This window comes from Kitasatospora sp. NPDC034023 (genome assembly GCF_055575795.1).
In genome coordinates this window covers 23022-40460 of sequence record NZ_JBVIRY010000057.1, presented here as the reverse complement: position 1 = coordinate 40460, position 17439 = coordinate 23022, and the positions used below count along the sequence as shown (strand labels likewise).

The following is a 17439-nucleotide window of genomic DNA, read 5'->3' as shown; positions in this document are numbered from 1 at the left end:
GGCCCAGACCCCACACCTGCGCCTGCACCGGATCCGCCACCCGCTCCGAACGACCCGTAGCCACCGCCCCACGCGTCACACACCACAACGGCGCACCGACCCCGGCATCGCCCAACGCCTGGACGAGCAGGGTGGTGAGCAGCAGGCCGGTCGACACGCCGTCGGTCCGGCGCTCGTCGAGGGCGAGCAGCGACAGGACGCCTGCGACGGCTGCGCCGTCGGCGACGCGCTGTCCGAGGAGTTCGGTCAGGCCCGAGCGGTCGGTGCGGGCGGCGTCCAGCTCGATCGGGCGGACGTCCACGCCGCGGTCGGTGAGGGCCCGCACCGTGCCGAGCACGGCGGTGCCCTCGGCCGAGCCGGTCGGGACGGCGAGCAGCCAGACGCCGGCGGTCAGCGCGGTGGCGGCCTCGCCGATCGGCTTCCAGGTAGCGCGGTAGCGCCAGGCGTCGGTGGTGGCCTGCTCGCGGGTCCGGCGGCGCCAGGCGGAGAGGGCCGGGAGTACCGAGCTGAGGGGCTGGTCACCGCTGAGGGCGAGAGTGCTGGAGAGCGCGTCGAGGTCGCCGGTGTCGACGGCCTCCCAGAACCGGGCGTCGACGGCGTCGACCGCGGCCGCGGCGGGCGCGGGGGCGGCCAGGTTCTCCAGCCAGTACCACTGGCGTTGGAAGGCGTAGGTGGGCAGGTCGACCCGGCGCGCGCCGGTGCCGGCGAAGACGGCAGGCCAGTCGACGACGCTCCCGCGCAGGTGCAGCAGGGTGAGGGCGGTGGTGAGGGTGCGGGTCTCCGGGCGTCCGGCGCGCAGGGCCGGGGTGAAGAGGGCGTCCTCGGTGAAGCAGTCCTGGCCCATCCCGGAGAGCACCCCGTCGGGGCCCAGTTCCAGGTAGGTGCGGACGCCCCGGCCCTCCAGGACGGAGACGGCGTCGGCGAAGCGGACGGCCTCGCGGACGTGCCGCACCCAGTACCCGGGGTCGGTCAGCTCGGTCGAGGCGAGCGCGCCGGTGAGGGTGGAGACGATCGGAATCCGCGGGAGTTCGTAGGTGATCTGCTCGGCGACGGCGCGGAAGTCGTCCAGCATGCCGTCCATCAGCGGGGAGTGGAAGGCGTGGCTGACGGTCAGGCGCTTGGTGCGGCGGCCCGCCAACTGCGCGACCACGGCCTGGACGGCGTCCTCGGCACCGGAGATCACCACGGAGGTCGGGCCGTTGACGGCGGCGATGCCGACGCCCTCGGTCAGCAGCGGCAGCACCTCCTCCTCGGTGGCCTGCACCGCGACCATCGCACCGCCGCGCGGCAGCGCCTGCATCAACCGGCCACGAGCTGCCACCAGCTTCGCGGCATCCGCCAGCGAGAACACCCCGGCGACGTGGGCGGCGGCCAGCTCGCCGATCGAGTGGCCGGCCAGGTAGTCCGGGCGGACCCCCCAGGACTCGAGGAGGCGGAACAGCGCCACCTCGACGGCGAACAGCGCCGGCTGGGTGCAGCCGGTCTCGCCGATCAGTGCCTCGTCGGCGATCGCCTCGCGCAGCGGGCGGTCCAGGTGGCGGTCGAGTTCGGTGCAGACCGCGTCGAAGGCCGCCGCGAAGGCGGGGTGGGCGGCCGTCAGCTCCGCGGCCATGCCGGCCCGCTGGCTGCCCTGCCCGGTGAACAGGAAAGCGGTGCGGCCGGCGGTGACGGTGCCCTGCAGGACGTCGGCGTTCGACTCGCCGGCGGCCAGGGCGGCGAGGCCGGCCAGCAGGTCGGCGCGGTCCTCGGCGATGACGGCGGCCCGGTGCTCCAGGACGGCGCGGCCGGTGGCGAGCGAGAGGGCGATGTCGCCATCGGTCGCCTCCGCGGGCGTGCCGGCGGTGCGGTCCAGGTGGGTCAGCAGGGCGCGGGCCTGCTCGCGCAGCGCGTCCTCGCTCTTCGCGGAGAGCACCCACGGCTGGACGGCCGGGGCCTGGTCGGCGGGCTTCCGGGTGCGGACGGCGGCCGGGGCCTGCTCCACGATGGTGTGGGCGTTGGTGCCGCTGAAGCCGAAGGAGGAGATGCCCGCGCGGCGCGGACGGCCGGTCTCCGGCCAGGGGCGGGCCTCGGTGAGCAGTTCGACCGCGCCGGACGCCCAGTCGACGTTGGGCGAGGGCTCGTCGAGGTGGAGGCTCTGCGGCAGCGTACCGTGCTGCATCGCCATGACCATCTTGATGATGCCGGCGACGCCGGCGGCGGCCTGGGTGTGGCCGATGTTGGACTTGAGGGAGCCGAGCCAGAGCGGCTGGTCGTCGGTGTGGTCCTGGCCGTAGGTGGCGAGCAGGGCCTGCGCCTCGATCGGGTCGCCGAGGGTGGTGCCGGTGCCGTGCGCCTCGACGGCGTCCACGTCGGTGGCGGTCAGGCCGGCGTCGGCGAGGGCCTGGCGGATCACCCGCTGCTGGGAGGGGCCGTTGGGGGCGGTGAGGCCGTTGGAGGCGCCGTCCTGGTTGATCGCCGAGCCGCGGACGACCGCCAGCACCGGGTGGCCGTTGCGCCGCGCGTCGGAGAGCCGCTCGACGAGGAGCATGCCCGCGCCCTCGGACCAGCTGGTGCCGTCGGCGGCGGCGGAGAAGGACTTGGAGCGGCCGTCGCGGGCGAGGCCGCGCTGGCGGCTGAAGTCGACGAACGCCTCGGGCGTGGCCATGACGGTGACACCGCCGGCCAGCGCCATCGTGCACTCGCCCTGGCGCAGCGCCTGGACGGCGAGGTGCAGCGCGACCAGCGAGGAGGAGCAGGCGGTGTCGACGGTGACGGCCGGCCCCTCCAGGCCGAAGGTGTAGGAGACGCGGCCGGAGGCGATGCTGCCGGAGGTGCCGGTGCCGAGGTAGCCCTCGACGCCCTCGGGGACGGCGCCGAGCCGGGTCGCGTAGTCGTGGTACATCACGCCGGCGAAGACGCCGGTCCGGCTGCCGCGCAGCGTCGCCGGGTCGATGCCGGCCCGCTCGAACGCCTCCCAGGAGGTCTCCAGCAGCAGGCGCTGCTGCGGGTCCATGGCGAGCGCCTCGCGCGGCGAGATGCCGAAGAACGCGGCGTCGAACAGGCCGGCGCCGTGCAGGAAGCCGCCCTGGTCGGCGTACGAGGTGCCGGGGTGGTCCGGGTCGGGGTCGAAGAGGTGGTCGAGGTCCCAGCCGCGGCCGGACGGGAACGCGGAGATCGCGTCGACGCCGCCGGTGACGAGCTGCCACAGCTCCTCGGGCGAGGAGACGCCGCCGGGGTAGCGGCAGGCCATGCCGACGATGGCGATCGGCTCGTCGTCGCGGCGGGCGGGGGCGGCCGCGGGAAGGGCGGACTGCTCCGCGGCGCCGGCGATCTCGGTGCGCAGGTGGGCGGCGAGCGCGGCGGGGGTCGGGTGGTCGAAGATCAGCGTGGGCGGCAGGCGCAGCCCGGTGGCGGCGTTCAGCTCGTTGCGCAGTTCGACGGAGGTCAGCGAGTCGAAGCCGAGCTCGTTGAAGGCCCGGCCGGCGTCGATGGTGTCGGAGGACGCGTGGCCGAGCACGGCGGCGACCCGCACGCGCAGCAGTTCTAGGAGTTCGCGGTCGAGCTCGGCGTCGGAGAGGCCGGCCAGGCGGCGCATCAGGTCCGTGCCGCCGGAGCGGCCGGCGCGGGCGGTCCGCCGGGTGGGTGTGCGGACGAGGCCGCGCAACTGGGCGGGGAGGGTGCCGGCGGCGGCCTGGGCGCGCAGCGCGGCGAGGTCCAGGCGCATCGGGACGAGCACCGGTTCAGCGGTCGCGGTGGCGGTGTCGAAGAGGGCGAGGCCCTCGTCGTCGGCGAGGCCGGTCAGGCCGCTGCGGGCGAGGCGCTGCAGGTCCGCGCTGTCGAGACCGGCGGCCATCCCGCCGTCGGCCCACGGGCCCCAGGCGAGGGAGGTGGCGGGCAGCCCGGTGGCGCGACGGTGTTCGGCGAGGGCGTCGAGGACGGCGTTGGCGGCCGCGTAGTTGGCCTGGCCGAGGCCGCCGAGCACACCGGCGTTGGAGGAGAAGAGGACGAAGGCGGTGAGCGGCTGGTCGGCGGTCAGCTCGTGGAGGTGGAGGGCGGCGTCGGCCTTGGGCCGCAGGACGGTGTCGAGGCGCTCGGGGGTGAGGGCGTCGAGGACGCCGTCGTCGAGGACGCCCGCGGTGTGGACGACGCCGGTGAGCCGGTGTCCGGCGAGTGCGGCGGCGAGGGCTGCGCGGTCGGAGACGTCGCAGCCGGTGACGGTGGCCTCGGCGCCGTGCTCGGCGAGGTCGGCGAGGAGTTCGGCGGTGCCGGGGGCGTCGGCGCCGCGGCGGGAGAGCAGCAGCAGGCTGCGGACGCCGTGCTCGGCCGCCAGGTGGCGGGCGACCAGGGTGCCGAGGGCACCGGAGGCGCCGGTGACCACGACGGTGCCGTCGGGGCCGAACGCGGGGGCGGCGCCGGCCCCGGCCGGGTCCGCGGCGGTACGCGCCCGGGCGAGCCGGGGGACGTGCACCGCGCCCTCGCGGACCGCGAGTTCGGGTTCGCCGGAGGCGAGGGCGCCGGCCAGGACCTCGCCGGGGATGCCGTGCGCGTCGAGGTCCAGCAGGACGAGCCGGTCGGGGTGCTCCAGCTGGGCGGAGCGGATCAGGCCGCGGACGGCGGCGCGGGCGAGGGCGCCGGGGCCGTCGGCCGTGCCGCCGGTCGTGAGGACGAGGCGGGCGGCGCCGAGGCGGTCGTCGGCGAGCCACTGCCGGGCCGCGTCGAGTGCCCGGTGCAGGGCGGCGCGGAGGGCGGCCGGGTCGTCCGGTTGCTCGGCGTCGACGGGGCCGACGGGCAGGAACACCGCGTCGGGGGCAGCGCGGCCGGCCTCGACGGCGGCGGTGAGGGCGGCCGGGTCGGGGTACTGCTCGGCGCCGAGGGCGGCGAGCTCGGGGGTGGCGGCGCCGAGGACGGCCCAGCGGCCGGTGGTGGCGGCGGAGACCGGCAGGGCCGTCCACTCGACACGGAACAGTGCGTCGCTGCGGGCGGCGCGGGCGGCGTCGAGCTGCTCGGCGGAGATCTCGCGCAGCGCCAGGGACCGCACCGACAGGACGGGCTGCCCGGTGGCGTCGGCCGCTTCGAGGGCGACCTCGCCGCGGCCGAGGACGGTGGCGCGCAGGCGCAGCGCGGTGGCGCCGGCGGCGTGCAGGGTGACGCCGTGCCAGGAGAACGGCAGGCCGCCGCGGACGGCGTCGTCGGCGGTGTCCGCGCCGAGGGCGTGCAGGGCGGCGTCGAGCAGGGCGGGGTGCAGGCCGTAGCGGTCGGCGCCGTCGAGGGCGGGCTCGGGCAGGTCGATCTCGGCGAGGATCTCGGTGCCGCGCAGCCAGACGGCGCGCAGGCCCTGGAAGGCCGGTCCGTAGCCGAAGCCCGCGTCGGTGAGCCGGGCGCGGACGTCCTGGACGTCGACGGGCCGGGCGTCGGCGGGGGGCCAGGCGGCGAGGTCGGGTCCGGCCGGGTCGGCGGCGGGGGCGAGCAGGCCGCCGGCGTGGCGGGTCCAGGGCTCGTCGGCGTCGGCGTGCTCGGGCCGCGAGTGCAGGGAGAGGGTGCGGCTGCCGGTCCGGTCGGCGCCGCCGACCACGATCTGCAGGTGGACGCCGCCCCGGTCGGGCAGCAGCAGCGGCGCCTCCAGGGTGAGTTCCTCGACGAGGCCGCAGCCGGCCTGTTCGGCGGCGCGGACGGCGAGTTCGACGAAGGCGGTGCCGGGGAGCAGGACGCTGCCCTGCACGGCGTGGTCGGCCAGCCAGGGGTGGGTGTCGAGGGCGATCCGTCCGGTGAACAGGATGCCGTCGCCGTCGGCGAGCGCGACGGCGGCGCCGAGCAGGGGGTGGTCGACGGCGCCGAGGCCGACGGCGGTGACGTCACCGCCGTCGGAGCCGGGCGCGAGCCAGAAGCGCTCCTGTTCGAAGGCGTAGGTGGGCAGGTCGACACGGCGGGCGCCCTGCCCGGCGAAGACGGCGTCCCAGTCGGGGGCGGCGCCCCGGATGTGGGCCTGGCCGAGTGCGGCGGTCGCGGTGTGCACCTCGGGGCGGTCGCCGCGCAGCAGCGGGACGAACACGGCGGCGTCCGGGTCGGCGAGGCAGTCCGGGCCCGTCGAGGAGAGCACCCCCTCGGGACCGAGCTCCAGGTAGGTGGTGACGCCCTGGGCCTCCAGGGTCCGGACGGCGTCGCAGTAGCGGACGGCCTCGCGGACGTGGCGCACCCAGTACTCGGGGTCGCCGATCTCCTCAGCGGTGACGGTCCGGCCGGTGAGGGTGGAGACGAGCGGGACCTTGGGTTCGGCGTACGAGACGGCCTGGGCGCAGCGGCGGAACTCCGCCAGCACGGCGTCCATGTGGGGCGAGTGGAAGGCGTGGCTGACCGTCAGGCGGCGGGTCTTGCGGCCCTGCTCGGCCCAGTGGGCGGCGACGGCGAGGACGGCGTCCTCGTCGCCGGCGACGACGACGGAGGCGGGGCCGTTGACCGCGGCGACGGCGACGGCGGCCTCGCGGCCGGCGAGGGTGGTGCGGATCTCGTCCTCGGTGGCCTGGACGGCGGCCATGGCGCCGCCGGCCGGCAGTGCCTCCATCAGGCGGCCGCGGGCGGCGACCAGCAGGGCGGCGTCGGCGAGGGTGAGCACGCCGGCGGCGTGCGCGGCCGCGAACTCGCCGATGGAGTGTCCGGCGACGGCGTCGGGACGCAGGCCCCAGGACTCGACGAGCCGGTGGAGGGCGACCTCGACGGCGAACAGGGCGGGCTGGGTGTAGGCGGTGCGGTGCAGCAGCTCGGCCTCGGGGGTGCCCTCGGCGGCGAACAGCACCTCGCGCAGCGGCCGTTCGAGCTGGAGGTCGAGGTGGCCGGCGGCCTGGTCGAGGGCGCGGGCGAAGACCGGGTACGTCTCGTAGAGTTCGCGGCCCATGGCGAGCCGCTGGCTGCCCTGGCCGGTGAAGAGGAAGGCGGTGCGCCCTGGGGCGGTGCTGCCCTGGAGCAGTCCGGGGGCGCCGAGGCCGTCGGCGAGGGCGTCCAGGGCGCGCCGGAAGCCGTCCCGCTCGCCGGCGACCACGACGGCGCGGTGCTCGAAGGCGGTGCGGGTGGTGGCGAGGGAGTGGCCGAGGTCGGCGAGGCGGTGCTCGGGGTGCGCGTCGAGGTGGGCGGCGAGCCGGCGGGCCTGCGCGCGCAGCGTCTCCGGGGTCCGGGCGGAGAGCACCCAGGGCAGCGCCGCGGGCGCGCGGGTGGCGGGTTCGGCGACCGGGATCTCCGAGGTCTGCGGGGCCTGTTCGAGGACGGCGTGGGCGTTGGTGCCGCTGAAGCCGAAGGACGAGACGGCGGCCCGGCGGGGGCGGCCGGTCTCCGGCCAGGGGCGGGCCTCGGTGAGCAGTTCGACCGCGCCGGACGCCCAGTCGACGTGCGGGGAAGGCTCGTTGACGTGCAGGGTCCGCGGCAGGACGCCGTGGCGCATCGCCATGACGGTCTTGATGATGCCGCCGATGCCGGCGGCGGCCTGGGTGTGGCCGATGTTGGACTTGAGGGAGCCGAGCCAGAGCGGCCGGTCGGCCTCGCGGTCCCGGCCGTAGGTGGCGAGCAGGGCCTGCGCCTCGATCGGGTCGCCGAGGGTGGTGCCGGTGCCGTGCGCCTCGACGGCGTCCACGTCGGCGGCGGTCAGGCCGGCGTCGGCGAGGGCCTGGCGGATCACCCGCTGCTGGGAGGGGCCGTTGGGTGCGGTGAGGCCGTTGGACGCGCCGTCCTGGTTGATCGCCGAGCCGCGGACGACCGCCAGCACCGGGTGGCCGTTGCGCCGCGCGTCGGAGAGCCGCTCGACGAGGAGCATGCCGACGCCCTCGCCCCAGGCGGTGCCGTCGGCGGCCTCGGCGAAGGGCTTGCAGCGGCCGTCTGGAGCCAGGCCCCGCTGGCGGCTGAAGGCGACGAAGGAGCCCGGTCCGGCCATCACGGCCGCGCCGCCGGCCAGCGCGACGCCGCACTCGCCGCGGCGCAGCGACTGTACGGCCAGGTGGAGGGCGACCAGCGAGGAGGAGCAGGCGGTGTCGACGGTGACGGCGGGGCCCTGGAAGCCGAAGGTGTAGGAGATCCGGCCGGAGGCGACGCTGGCGGCGTTGCCGGTGACGAGGTAGCCCTCCATGCCGTCAGCGGCCTCGTGCAGCCGGGGGCCGTACTCCTGGGCCTCGGCGCCGATGAAGACGCCGGTGCGGGACTCGCGCAGGCCGGTCGGGTCGATGCCGGCGCGTTCGAACGCCTCCCAGGCGGTCTCCAGCAGCAGGCGCTGCTGCGGGTCCATGGCGAGCGCCTCGCGCGGCGAGATGGCGAAGAAGCCGGGGTCGAACTCGTCGGCGTCGTGCAGGAAGCCGCCCTCGCGCGCGTACGAGGTGCCGGCCCGGTCGGGGTCGTCGTCGAAGAGGCCGGCGAGGTCCCAGCCGCGGCTGGTCGGGAACGGGGAGACGGCGTCGACCTCGTCGGCGACCAGCTGCCACAGCTGTTCGGGGCTGCGGGCGTCGCCGGGGAAGCGGCAGGCCATCGCCACGATGGCGATGGGCTCGTCGGAGGCGCCGACGGAGGCCGGCAGCGGCTCCGACTCGGCGGCCAGGCCGAGCAGTTCGGCACGCAGGTGGCGGGCGAGCGAGGCCGGGGTCGGGTGGTCGAACACCAGGGTGACCGGCAGGCGCAGCCCGGTGGCGGCGGTGAGCCTGCTGTGCAGGTCCACGGCGGCGAGCGAGTCGAAGCCCAGTTCCAGGAAGGGCCGGTCGGCGTCGACGGCGGCGCCGGAGCGGCCGCGCAGCGCCTCCCTGGCGCGGTCCAGGACGAGGCTCAGGACGGTCCGCTGCTGCTCGGCCTCGGAGGAGTCGGCGAGCCGCGCGCGCCAGGACGAGACGCCGTCCGAATTTGCGACATCCGCGCCGGCCGGCTCCGGAATGAATTCCTCGGACTGGTTCATCATCGCGCGCTCCACTACCCGGCTGACGGTATCAAACACCGTTGGCCAGCGTGGCACGGGAATGCGCCGCCGGATAACCCCTTACGGGGCCCCTCAGCACCCCTACGATTTCGGCCGGCTACCCCTAGGAATTCTCGGGGGTGCCGACCGGGAGGAAATCGCGGAATGCGCCCGGCGAATTCCTCACCCACAATCGGGCCACGCTAGCGCGTCCCGGCGGGCCGGTAAAGCGGGCCACCGGAACTCGCGCCCGAGTGGGGCACCGGGGTGCGGGACGTTCACCCCGGGCCGCGACCCGGGTGAGCCGGGTGCCGGTCCGGTCAGTCGCGGACCAGGAACGGCGCGAGGAGCCCGGGCACGGCCTCCTCGGCGAAGGCCAGCCCCTCCCCCTCGGCGACGTCGCGCACCCGGTAGACGCCCGCACCGGCCGCGGTGGCGGCCCCCAGGGTGAGCAGCCCGGCACGGCGCTGGAAGTAGGAGCGGGAGACCGTCCAGCCGATCACGCCCTCGCGCCGGAGGGCGACGGTGCGGCGGACGAAGGTGCCCGACCTGGCCACCAGGTAGGGGCCGGTGAGGCCGTGGCCGAGGGCGCGGTGGGCGTCGGCGGCGAGCAGGGCGCCGGCGGGCAGCAGCACGGCGGCGCTGATCCCGGCGGCGACCAGGAAGGCGGGCAGCCAGATGCCCGGCAGCGCCACCGCGCCGACCACCGGCAGGACGACCAGCAGGGCCCGGTTGAGCCTGCGGCGCAGCGCCCGGCGGGGGTGGCGGTGCAGGTCGGCGCGCTCGGTCGGCGACCGGTCGTCGCCGAGCACCGCGGCGGCGACCCGGAGCACCTCGGAACGCGGTGAGGGCGGCATCAGGGCCCCGCGGGAGCGGTTCTCCTCGGCCGAGCCGAGTCCGCCGGCGACGGCCTGGAGCCGGGCGCCGCCGCCCGAGCGCAGCAGCAGCGGCTCGACCAGCTCGACGCCGCGCAGGCGCCGCTCCTCGATGGAGACCGACCGGTGGATCCACAGTCCGCGCCGCACCCGCAGAATGCCGCCCTCCTCGCGGGCCAGCCGGAAGCCGGACCAGCCCTCGACGTACAGGGCCACCGCGCCGGCGGTGCCGACGGCGGCGACGGCCAGCAGGGTGACCGGGACGGCGACCCAGACGGGCACAGCGGTGAAGGCGTCGGCCGCGCTGCGGACGACGCCCAGCTCCAGCGGGTCGACCTGCATCTCGTGCAGGGTGCGGTAGGCGGCGCCGAGCACGGCGAACAGGCCGCCGACGCCCCAGACGGTCAGCGGGGCGTAGCGGGTCCAGGACGGGTCGAAGGCGGCGATCGTGTCGTCGGCGGCCTGTTCGACCTGCCCGTCGTGGCCGGCGGCGAGCAGCGCCGCGCGCCGGTTGAGCAGGTCCCGGCGGAGCGCGGCGGCCTGGTCGCGGGTGACGCCGTCCAGGGTGAGCGAGCCGCCCGAGGAGCCGACGGCGGCGACGCCGACGGTGACCGCGGCGAGGCCGGCGAGGCGCTGCAGCGGCTTGGCGGTGACGTCGGCGTTGCGGATCCGCCCCAGCAGGACGGTGCGGCGGCTGCGGAACAGCAGGCCCTTGTGGACCTCCAGCCGGTCGTGGGTGACGCGGTAGCGGGTGGTGAGGCAGCGCATCAGATTGATGCCGGCGACCACCCCGAAGGCGATGGTGAGCGAGGCGACCGTGATCAGGGCCTGCAGGTTCGGCGTGCCGTGGCCGCCCAGCGCGGTGCCGGCCGCGGTGGCGGCGGGGGCGAGCAGCCAGCTGAGGTGGACGGGGACGGAGCGCAGGCTGAGCCGCTGCCAGTCGGGGCCCTCCGGCCCGTCGACGGGCGCGGTCCCGGCGCGCTGGCCGGGGACGGTGGCGGGGTCGGCGACGGAGTCGGCGGTGCCGGGCTGCTCGGGCCCTGCGGGTTCGGTACTCATGTGGCGTCCCCCGGGGTGGCCTGGGTGGTGCGGGTCAGGTGCTCGACGACCTCGACGGCCCTGCGGTGGTCGATGCCGCGGATGGTCACGTCGCCGGCGGCGGAGGCCGTGGTGACCTTGATCCCGGCGAGCCCGAACAGCTGCTCCAGCGGACCGCGGACGGTGTCCACGGTCTGGATCCGTGACAGCGGGGCGACCCGCCAGCGCTGCCAGAGCCAGCCGGAGGTCGTGTAGACGGCCTCGTCGGTGGTCTCCCAGCGGTGCACCCGGTAGCGCCACTGCGGCATCACCGCGATGTACGCGACGCCGGGGACGGTGACCGCGAGCAGCACCCACCCGAAGACGAACCGGGCCGGCGGGATCAGGAGGTAGAGCGCGGCGGCGGCCAGGATGAGCGGTACGGGGATCAGCGAGGCCTGCACCGTCCACCAGGCGAGGGCGCGGCGCTCCACCCGGTGCCGCGGCGGCCGCAGCCGGAGTCCTTCGGATGAGGGCATTTCCTGTCCTGTTCCTATCGGATGGTGACCCGGAGGCGTCGGCGGCGGTTCAGCACCACGACCGTGCGTACGAGTACGGTGGCGAGTGCCATCAGCACGAGCGAATTCGAGAACACGTCGGGCCCGCTGATCCGGTACTTGATGGCGAACTCGATGATATCGGCGGTGTACCAGTGCTCGATTCCGTAGACGAAGACCACCCGGGCCGCCGACATCAGGAGCCAGAACAATGCGTAAAGCAGGCCCGCCCGGGTGTACACGTTCCCGTCGGAATCCAGCTCGCCGGGGAGCATCGCCCCGGCGGTCAGGCCCAGGATGATGCCGATGCCGATGCCGACCAGTTGCAGCGAGAGGTCGTTGCCGGCCAGCTGCGGGCTGTGGAAGAACAGCACCATCACGGCGGCCACCGCGATCAGCGGCCGGATCAGGCGCATGGTGGTGACCCGGCGTCGGCCGAGGTCGCTGGCCAGGATGACGGCCAGCACCGTCCCGCTGACCACCAGGGTGGTGGTGAACCCGCTCATGTGGTGCGGCTCCCGAGGATCGTCCGTCGAGGAACGCGGTTCGTCCTCGCTGATCTCCACGCTAGGGACGCGGCGCGGGCGCCGGAACAACCGGTGGACGGACCGGGTGTCCACCGGTCGGTGGACACCCGGGGCGACGGCGCGGCGCGGACCGGCCCGGCCGACGGGCCGCCGGTCGGCGGGTGCACGCGGCGGAGGGCGCGTGGTAGGACTGGTCAGCGTGCCAGCCCGTGCCCTGCCCGACCAGCCCCCCGCCGCCGTCCGTCCCGTCCCCTCCGACCCGCCCGACCCGGGTGCGCCGGGTGCGCCGGACGTCCGCGCCGACGGCGCGCAGGCGGCCTTCCGACAGGATCCGATGGCCCGTTGGGCCGGCCTGTGGGACGCCTACTTCGGGCTCTGCTACCTCGTCACCGCCGGGCTGCTACTCACCTCGCAGGCCGCGCCGGGCCGGGTCGCCGGCGCGGTCGCCGCACTGACCCTGATGGTGCCCTGGTACGCCGCGTTCGGGCGGCCACTGCTGCGCGGCGGCGAACGGCCGCCCCGCAGCCGCTGGTTCGCGGCCGGTCTGCTCACGCTGTTCGCGGTGGCCGCCGTCCTCGACCTGGCCGCCGCCTTCGCACTGTTCGCCGTCTGCCCGATGCTGCTGATGAGCCTGCCGTCCTCGCTCGGGATCGCGGTGGTGCTCTGCGCCAACCTGGTGCCGCCCGCCCTGGTGTGGGTCAGCAGCGGACGGCTCGGCCCCGAGGTGCTCGGCGTGCTGCCGCTGACCCTGCTGGGGATCGCGCTGACCGTGCTGCTGGGCCTGTGGATCACCAGGGTGATCGAACAGAGCCGCGAACGCGGCCGGCTGATCGATGAGTTGGAGCGCAGCCGGGAGCGGGAGGCCCGGCTGTCGCGCCAGGCCGGGATCGCCGCCGAGCGCGAACGCCTGGCCCGCGAGATCCACGACACCGTGGCCCAGGGCCTGACCAGCATCATCGCGCTGATCCAGACCGCGGAGGCGGAGCTGGAGGACGACCCGCAGCTGGCCCGGCGGCACCTCGCACTGGCCGCCAGGTCCGCCGTCGACAACCTGGCGGAGACCCGCGGCTTCGTCGCCGCGCTCACCCCGGCGGCGCTGCGCGGCGACTCGCTGGGCGAGGCGCTGCGGCGCCGGGGCGGGGCGTTCGCCGCCGAGACCGGGCTGACCGTCGACTACACCGCCGAGGGCACCGAGTTCCCGCTGCCGACGGCGGTCGCGGTGGTGCTGCTGCGCGCCGCGCAGGAGTCGCTGGCCAATGTCCGCAAGCACGCGGGCGCCCGACGGGTCGCGCTGCGGACCGAGTTCACGGACGGCGAGGTGCGGCTGACGGTCACCGACAACGGCTGCGGGTTCGACACCGCGGGGCCGACCGAGGGGTACGGGCTGCGCGGACTGCGGGCCCGGCTCGCGGAGACCGGCGGCACCGCCCGGGTGTCCAGCAGGCCCGGCTTCGGGACGGTGGTGGACGTCCGGGTGCCGCTCGGCACCGTCGGCCCGGCCCGGCCCGACGACAGCACCCGCGACGATCCCGACGGAGGGAACCGATGACGCCGCCCGCCCCCGCTGCCCGGGCGATCACCGTGCTGATCGCGGACGACCACCCCGTGGTCCGCGAGGGCCTGTCGGCGATGCTGGAGTCCGCGCCGGGGATCGCCGTCGCGGGGACGGCCGGCGGCGGCGAGGAGGCGGTGGTGCTCGCCGCCTCGCTCGACCCGGACGTGGTGCTGATGGACCTTCGGATGGGCACGATGGACGGCGTCACCGCGACCGCGCGCATCCTGGCGCACTCGCGTCGCCCTCGCGTGGTGGTGGTGACCACGTACGAGAGCGACGCGGACATCCTGCGCGCGGTCGAGGCGGGCGCGGCGGGCTACCTGCTGAAGGGCACCTCGCGCAGCGACCTGATCGACGCGGTGCGGGCCGCCGCCCGCGGCGAGACGGTGCTCTCCCCCGCCGTCGCGGGCCGGTTGTTCCGGGCGCGGGCGCAGGAGGCGCCGCCGGTGTCGGCGCGCGAGCGCGAGGTGCTGCAGCTGGTCGGCCGGGGTCTGACCAACGCCGACATCGGCCGCGAACTGCACATCGGCGAGGCGACGGTGAAGACGCACCTGCTGCGGATCTTCCGCAAGCTGGAGGTGTCCGACCGGACGGCGGCGGTGCTGGCCGCGATGGAGCGCGGGCTGCTGGACTGACCGGGCGGCCGCGGCCGGACGCGCGGCGGGGCCACCGTCCGGGTGCCGGACGGCGGCCCCGCCGAGCCGACCCGGCTCAGGCGTCCGGCGCCGCCGGGCCCGCGCCGGCGAGGGCGAGCTCGGACATCCGGCGCTTGTCCGGCTTGCCGTTGCGGTTGAGCGGGAAGCCCTCCACGACGACCACCCGGTTCGGCTGCTCGTAGACGGGCAGCAGCTCGCCCAGCACTGCCCGCCAGTGGGCGGCGTCGCGCAGCTGCTCGTCCTCGACGAAGAACACCAGGCTGCTGCCGCGCCGCTCGTCCGGTAGCGCGACGATGCGGGTGGCGCAGCCCCCGGCGGCGGCCTTGCGCTCGACGATCTCCGGGTAGAGCGTGTGGCCGTTGCGGTGCACGGCGAACTTCCGTCCGAGGACGAAGAGGTTGCCGTCGGCGTCCAGGTAGCCGAGGTCGCCGGTGCGGAAGACGTCCTGGGCGACCGGGTCGATGCCGCCCTCGTCCGTCAGGTAGCCGATCATCACGTCCGGTGTCTCGACGAGCAGTTCGCCGACGACTCCGGCCGGCACCTCGCGGTCCTCGTCGTCGACGACCCGGATCCGCAGGCCGTCCATGACCCGGCCGCAGGAGACCGCGTTGTCGGCGGTGGCGAACGCGACGTTGCCGGCCTCGGTGCTGCCGTAGCTGTCGAGCAGCGGCAGGCCGAGACGCTCGACGTACAGGTCGGTGAGCGACTGGTCGAGCGGGGCGGCGCCGCTGCAGAACATCCGGACGGCGCCGAGCGAGCGCTCCAGGACGGGCCTCTGGCGCAGGATGCCCAGGATGCTGCGGTAGGTCGCCGGGGTGGCGTCCAGCACGGTGGCCCCGGAGGGGCCGGCCATCCGCAGCGCCCGGTCCAGGCGCTTGTAGGGGGCGATGACCAGCGAGCCCTGCACGATCCACGCGATCAGCACCATCGACAGGCCGTACTGGTGCGAGAACGGCAGCAGCGGCAGGAGCACGTCCTCCGCGGTGTGGCCCATGTGGTGGGCGTTGCGCTCCAGGTTCTTCAGGAACCGGCCGCCGTTCTTGACGATGCCCTTGGGTGCGCCGGTCGAGCCGGAGGACCACATGATCAGTGCGTCGTCGAGGTCGCACCAGGCGCCGAAGTCCAGGTGCTGATCCGTCACCCTGACCTCGGGGGCGACGGAGATCAGCTCGTAGAGGTGGACCGGATCGGCCTCCGGCGGGACCGGCGCGTCGTCGTCCACCAGCACCAGCTTGGTGCCCGCGCGGCGGATGATCGAGCCGGTCGCCTCTCGTTTCTCCTGCTGGTCCACCAGGACGACCGAGGCGCCCAGGTGCATCAGGGCGAAGAGCACGGAGACGTAGCTCACGGAGTTCCCGGCCTTCAGCAGCACCCGGCTGCCGAGTCCGACGCCGCGCTCGCGCAGCACCTGCGCGACCCTCAGGGTGTCCTGCTCGAACTCGGCGAGCGTCGCCGCCGAGTCCTCCGCAAAGATCTTTGCCGCCATCGGCTCACTCTTCCTTCTCGTACTCGGCGGCCACCGAGGGGGCGCGCCCGCCACTGCGGCGCGCGGGCGTCGGATCCGGGGCCGAGGGGGAGGTCCGCGGCAGTCGGCTGACGCGGCCTTGGGTCGGGCGCCCGTGGCGCCGGGCGCGCCGCACGACCGGCGGTCGGGGCCCGGCCGGGATCGCCGGAGCTCCGCCACGTCCGGGACGTTACCGACGGGTCGGCGGCTGCAGTACCCCTATCCGCCCCCACCCCTGCGGGGTCGCCCCGGCCCGTCAACTCCCCTTCACCGCAACCGTGCTGGACGTTCAGGGCCGCGGCACGGCGATCGCCGTCAGGACCAGGCCGGACGCGGCCAGCCAACGCCCCCGGAAGCCGGGCAGCCGGCGCCCGGCCACCACCGGGCCGGGGACGAGCAGCCGTGCCGTGAAGGTGCCGTCCGGGGAGAGCACCAGGGTCGCCTCGGTGAAGTCGAGCATCAGCCCGGTCAGCGGGAACCACGCCTTGTAGACGCTCTCCTTCGCGCTGAACAGCAGCCGGTCCGGGTGGAGCTCGGGCCGCGCGCGGCGCAGGGCGGCGAGCTGCGGCAGCTCCTCCGGGCGGCCGATCGCCTCCAGGACGCCCTCGGGCAGCGGCAGGTCGGACTCGGCGTCGATGCCGAGGCTGAGCAGGCGGTCGGCCGGGGCCAGGGCGGCCGCGCGGTAGCCGGCACAGTGCGTCATGCTGCCGACCAGGCCGTCCGGCCAGCGGGGTTCCCCGCGCGGACCGGGCACCAGCGGGACCGCCGGGCGGCCGAGGGCGGCCAGGGCGCGTCGGGCGCAGGCCCGGACCGCCCGGAACTCCGCCTGCCGCAGCGGCACCGACGCCGCGATGTGCTCCTGCTCCTCGGGGAAGAGCTCCGGCGCCTCGGCGGCCGCGGTCGGCAGCACCCCGGTGGACTCCGCCACCGCGACCCCGTCGGGCAGGATCCGTTCGATCACCGGGCACCCCGCTCGGGCAGGATCCGGGTCAGCCCGGCCGGCGCGCCCGGTCCGCGTCGGCGCCACTCGCGCGGGTAGCCGACCGACACCTCCTCGAAGCGGACGCCGTCGTAGCGGGTGCTGCGCGGGATGTGCAGGTGCCCGTAGACGACGGCCGCCGTGCGGAACCGGGTGTGCCAGTCGGCTGTGGCGGTGGTGCCGCACCACTGGGCGAACTCGGGGTAGTACAGGACGTCGGTCGGGGTGCGCACCAGCGGGTAGTGGTTGACCAGGACGGTCGGCACCGCCGGGTCCTCCGCCGCGAGCCGGCGTTCGGTGGCCGCCACCCGGGCCCGGCACCAGGCCTCGCGGCTCGGGTAGGGGTCGGGGTGCAGCAGGTACTCGTCGGAGCAGACCACGCCGCTCTCGTGGGCCCGGGCCAGGGCCTGCGCCTTGGTCCGGGTGCCCGGCGGCAGGAAGGTGTAGTCGTAGCCGACGAACAGCGGCGCGATCCGCACCGGGCCGCCCTCCCCGTGCCAGAGCGGGTAGGGGTCCTCCGGGGTGTGCACGCCGAGGCCGCGGCAGATGCGCACCAGGTGCTCGTAGCGGGCGACGCCGCGCAGCGCGACCGGGTCGGAGGGGTGGGTCCACAGTTCGTGGTTGCCGGGTGCCCAGACGACGGTGGCGAAGCGCTCGGCGAGGACGCCGAGGGCCCACTCCACGTCGGCCGCGATCTCGCCGATGTCACCGGCGACGATCAGCCAGTCGCGCGGGCCGTGCGGGCGCAGGCCCTCGACGATCGCGCGGTTCTCCTGGTAGCCGATGTGCAGGTCGCTGGTCGCGAAGAGCGTGCCGTCCGCCGCACCGGGGTGGTTCGTCAAGGGGTGGTGCCTTCCTCGGGGCCGCTCGGCC

Annotated in this window: 9 protein-coding genes; 2 read left to right on the top strand and 7 right to left on the bottom strand. The window is 75.7% G+C overall.

Features of this window, described 5'->3' with window-relative positions; genetic code table 11:
* The 4 genes from ACZ52R_RS40415 to ACZ52R_RS40400 all read right to left on the bottom strand — a co-directional run.
* Window positions 1-8911: SDR family NAD(P)-dependent oxidoreductase (locus ACZ52R_RS40415; RefSeq protein ID WP_465755280.1), on the bottom strand; the 8911-nt coding region annotated here is incomplete at its 3' end.
* 305 nt (window positions 8912-9216) lie between these two features.
* Window positions 9217-10830, bottom strand: coding sequence for a PH domain-containing protein (locus tag ACZ52R_RS40410; protein ID WP_465626387.1), 1614 nt, complete (start codon window positions 10828-10830; stop codon window positions 9217-9219).
* Complete coding sequence (locus ACZ52R_RS40405) at window positions 10827-11327, bottom strand: PH domain-containing protein (protein WP_465755279.1); 501 nt, start codon at window positions 11325-11327, stop codon at window positions 10827-10829. The genes ACZ52R_RS40410 and ACZ52R_RS40405 overlap by 4 nt, the downstream gene beginning before the upstream one ends.
* A gap of 14 nt (window positions 11328-11341) precedes the next feature.
* A complete protein-coding gene (locus ACZ52R_RS40400) occupies window positions 11342-11851 on the bottom strand; it encodes a hypothetical protein (RefSeq protein ID WP_360509054.1) in 510 nt (169 codons plus the stop codon).
* 220 nt (window positions 11852-12071) lie between these two features.
* On the opposite strand from ACZ52R_RS40400, the gene ACZ52R_RS40395 reads away from it, so the two are divergent.
* Both ACZ52R_RS40395 and ACZ52R_RS40390 read left to right on the top strand, forming a co-directional pair.
* Window positions 12072-13421, top strand: a complete 1350-nt coding sequence (locus ACZ52R_RS40395) for a sensor histidine kinase (protein WP_465626383.1) — start codon at window positions 12072-12074, stop codon at window positions 13419-13421.
* Entirely contained in the window at window positions 13418-14062 is a 645-nt protein-coding gene (locus tag ACZ52R_RS40390) for a response regulator transcription factor (RefSeq protein WP_360509058.1), read from the top strand. The genes ACZ52R_RS40395 and ACZ52R_RS40390 overlap by 4 nt, the downstream gene beginning before the upstream one ends.
* 76 nt (window positions 14063-14138) lie before the next feature.
* On the opposite strand, the gene ACZ52R_RS40385 is transcribed toward ACZ52R_RS40390, so the two are convergent.
* The 3 genes from ACZ52R_RS40385 to ACZ52R_RS40375 form a co-directional block, all read right to left on the bottom strand.
* A complete protein-coding gene (locus ACZ52R_RS40385; protein WP_465626381.1) occupies window positions 14139-15569 on the bottom strand; it encodes a class I adenylate-forming enzyme family protein in 1431 nt (476 codons plus the stop codon).
* A 307-nt stretch (window positions 15570-15876) separates the two neighbouring features.
* A complete protein-coding gene (locus tag ACZ52R_RS40380; RefSeq protein ID WP_360509062.1) occupies window positions 15877-16548 on the bottom strand; it encodes a 4'-phosphopantetheinyl transferase family protein in 672 nt (223 codons plus the stop codon).
* Window positions 16545-17408, bottom strand: coding sequence for a metallophosphoesterase family protein (locus tag ACZ52R_RS40375; RefSeq protein ID WP_465626377.1), 864 nt, complete (start codon window positions 17406-17408; stop codon window positions 16545-16547). Before ACZ52R_RS40375 ends, ACZ52R_RS40380 begins: the two co-directional genes overlap by 4 nt.
* Between the last annotated feature and the right edge of the window lie 31 nt (window positions 17409-17439).

Bases quoted from the DNA above. Each gene is read 5' to 3' on its own strand.
- ACZ52R_RS40410 (WP_465626387.1), bottom strand. From the start codon at position 10,830: ATGAGTACCGAACCCGCAGGGCCCGAGCAGCCCGGCACCGCCGACTCC.
- ACZ52R_RS40405 (WP_465755279.1), bottom strand. From the start codon at position 11,327: ATGCCCTCATCCGAAGGACTCCGGCTGCGGCCGCCGCGGCACCGGGTG.
- ACZ52R_RS40400 (WP_360509054.1), bottom strand. From the start codon at position 11,851: ATGAGCGGGTTCACCACCACCCTGGTGGTCAGCGGGACGGTGCTGGCC.
- ACZ52R_RS40390 (WP_360509058.1), top strand. From the start codon at position 13,418: ATGACGCCGCCCGCCCCCGCTGCCCGGGCGATCACCGTGCTGATCGCG.
- ACZ52R_RS40385 (WP_465626381.1), bottom strand. From the start codon at position 15,569: ATGGCGGCAAAGATCTTTGCGGAGGACTCGGCGGCGACGCTCGCCGAG.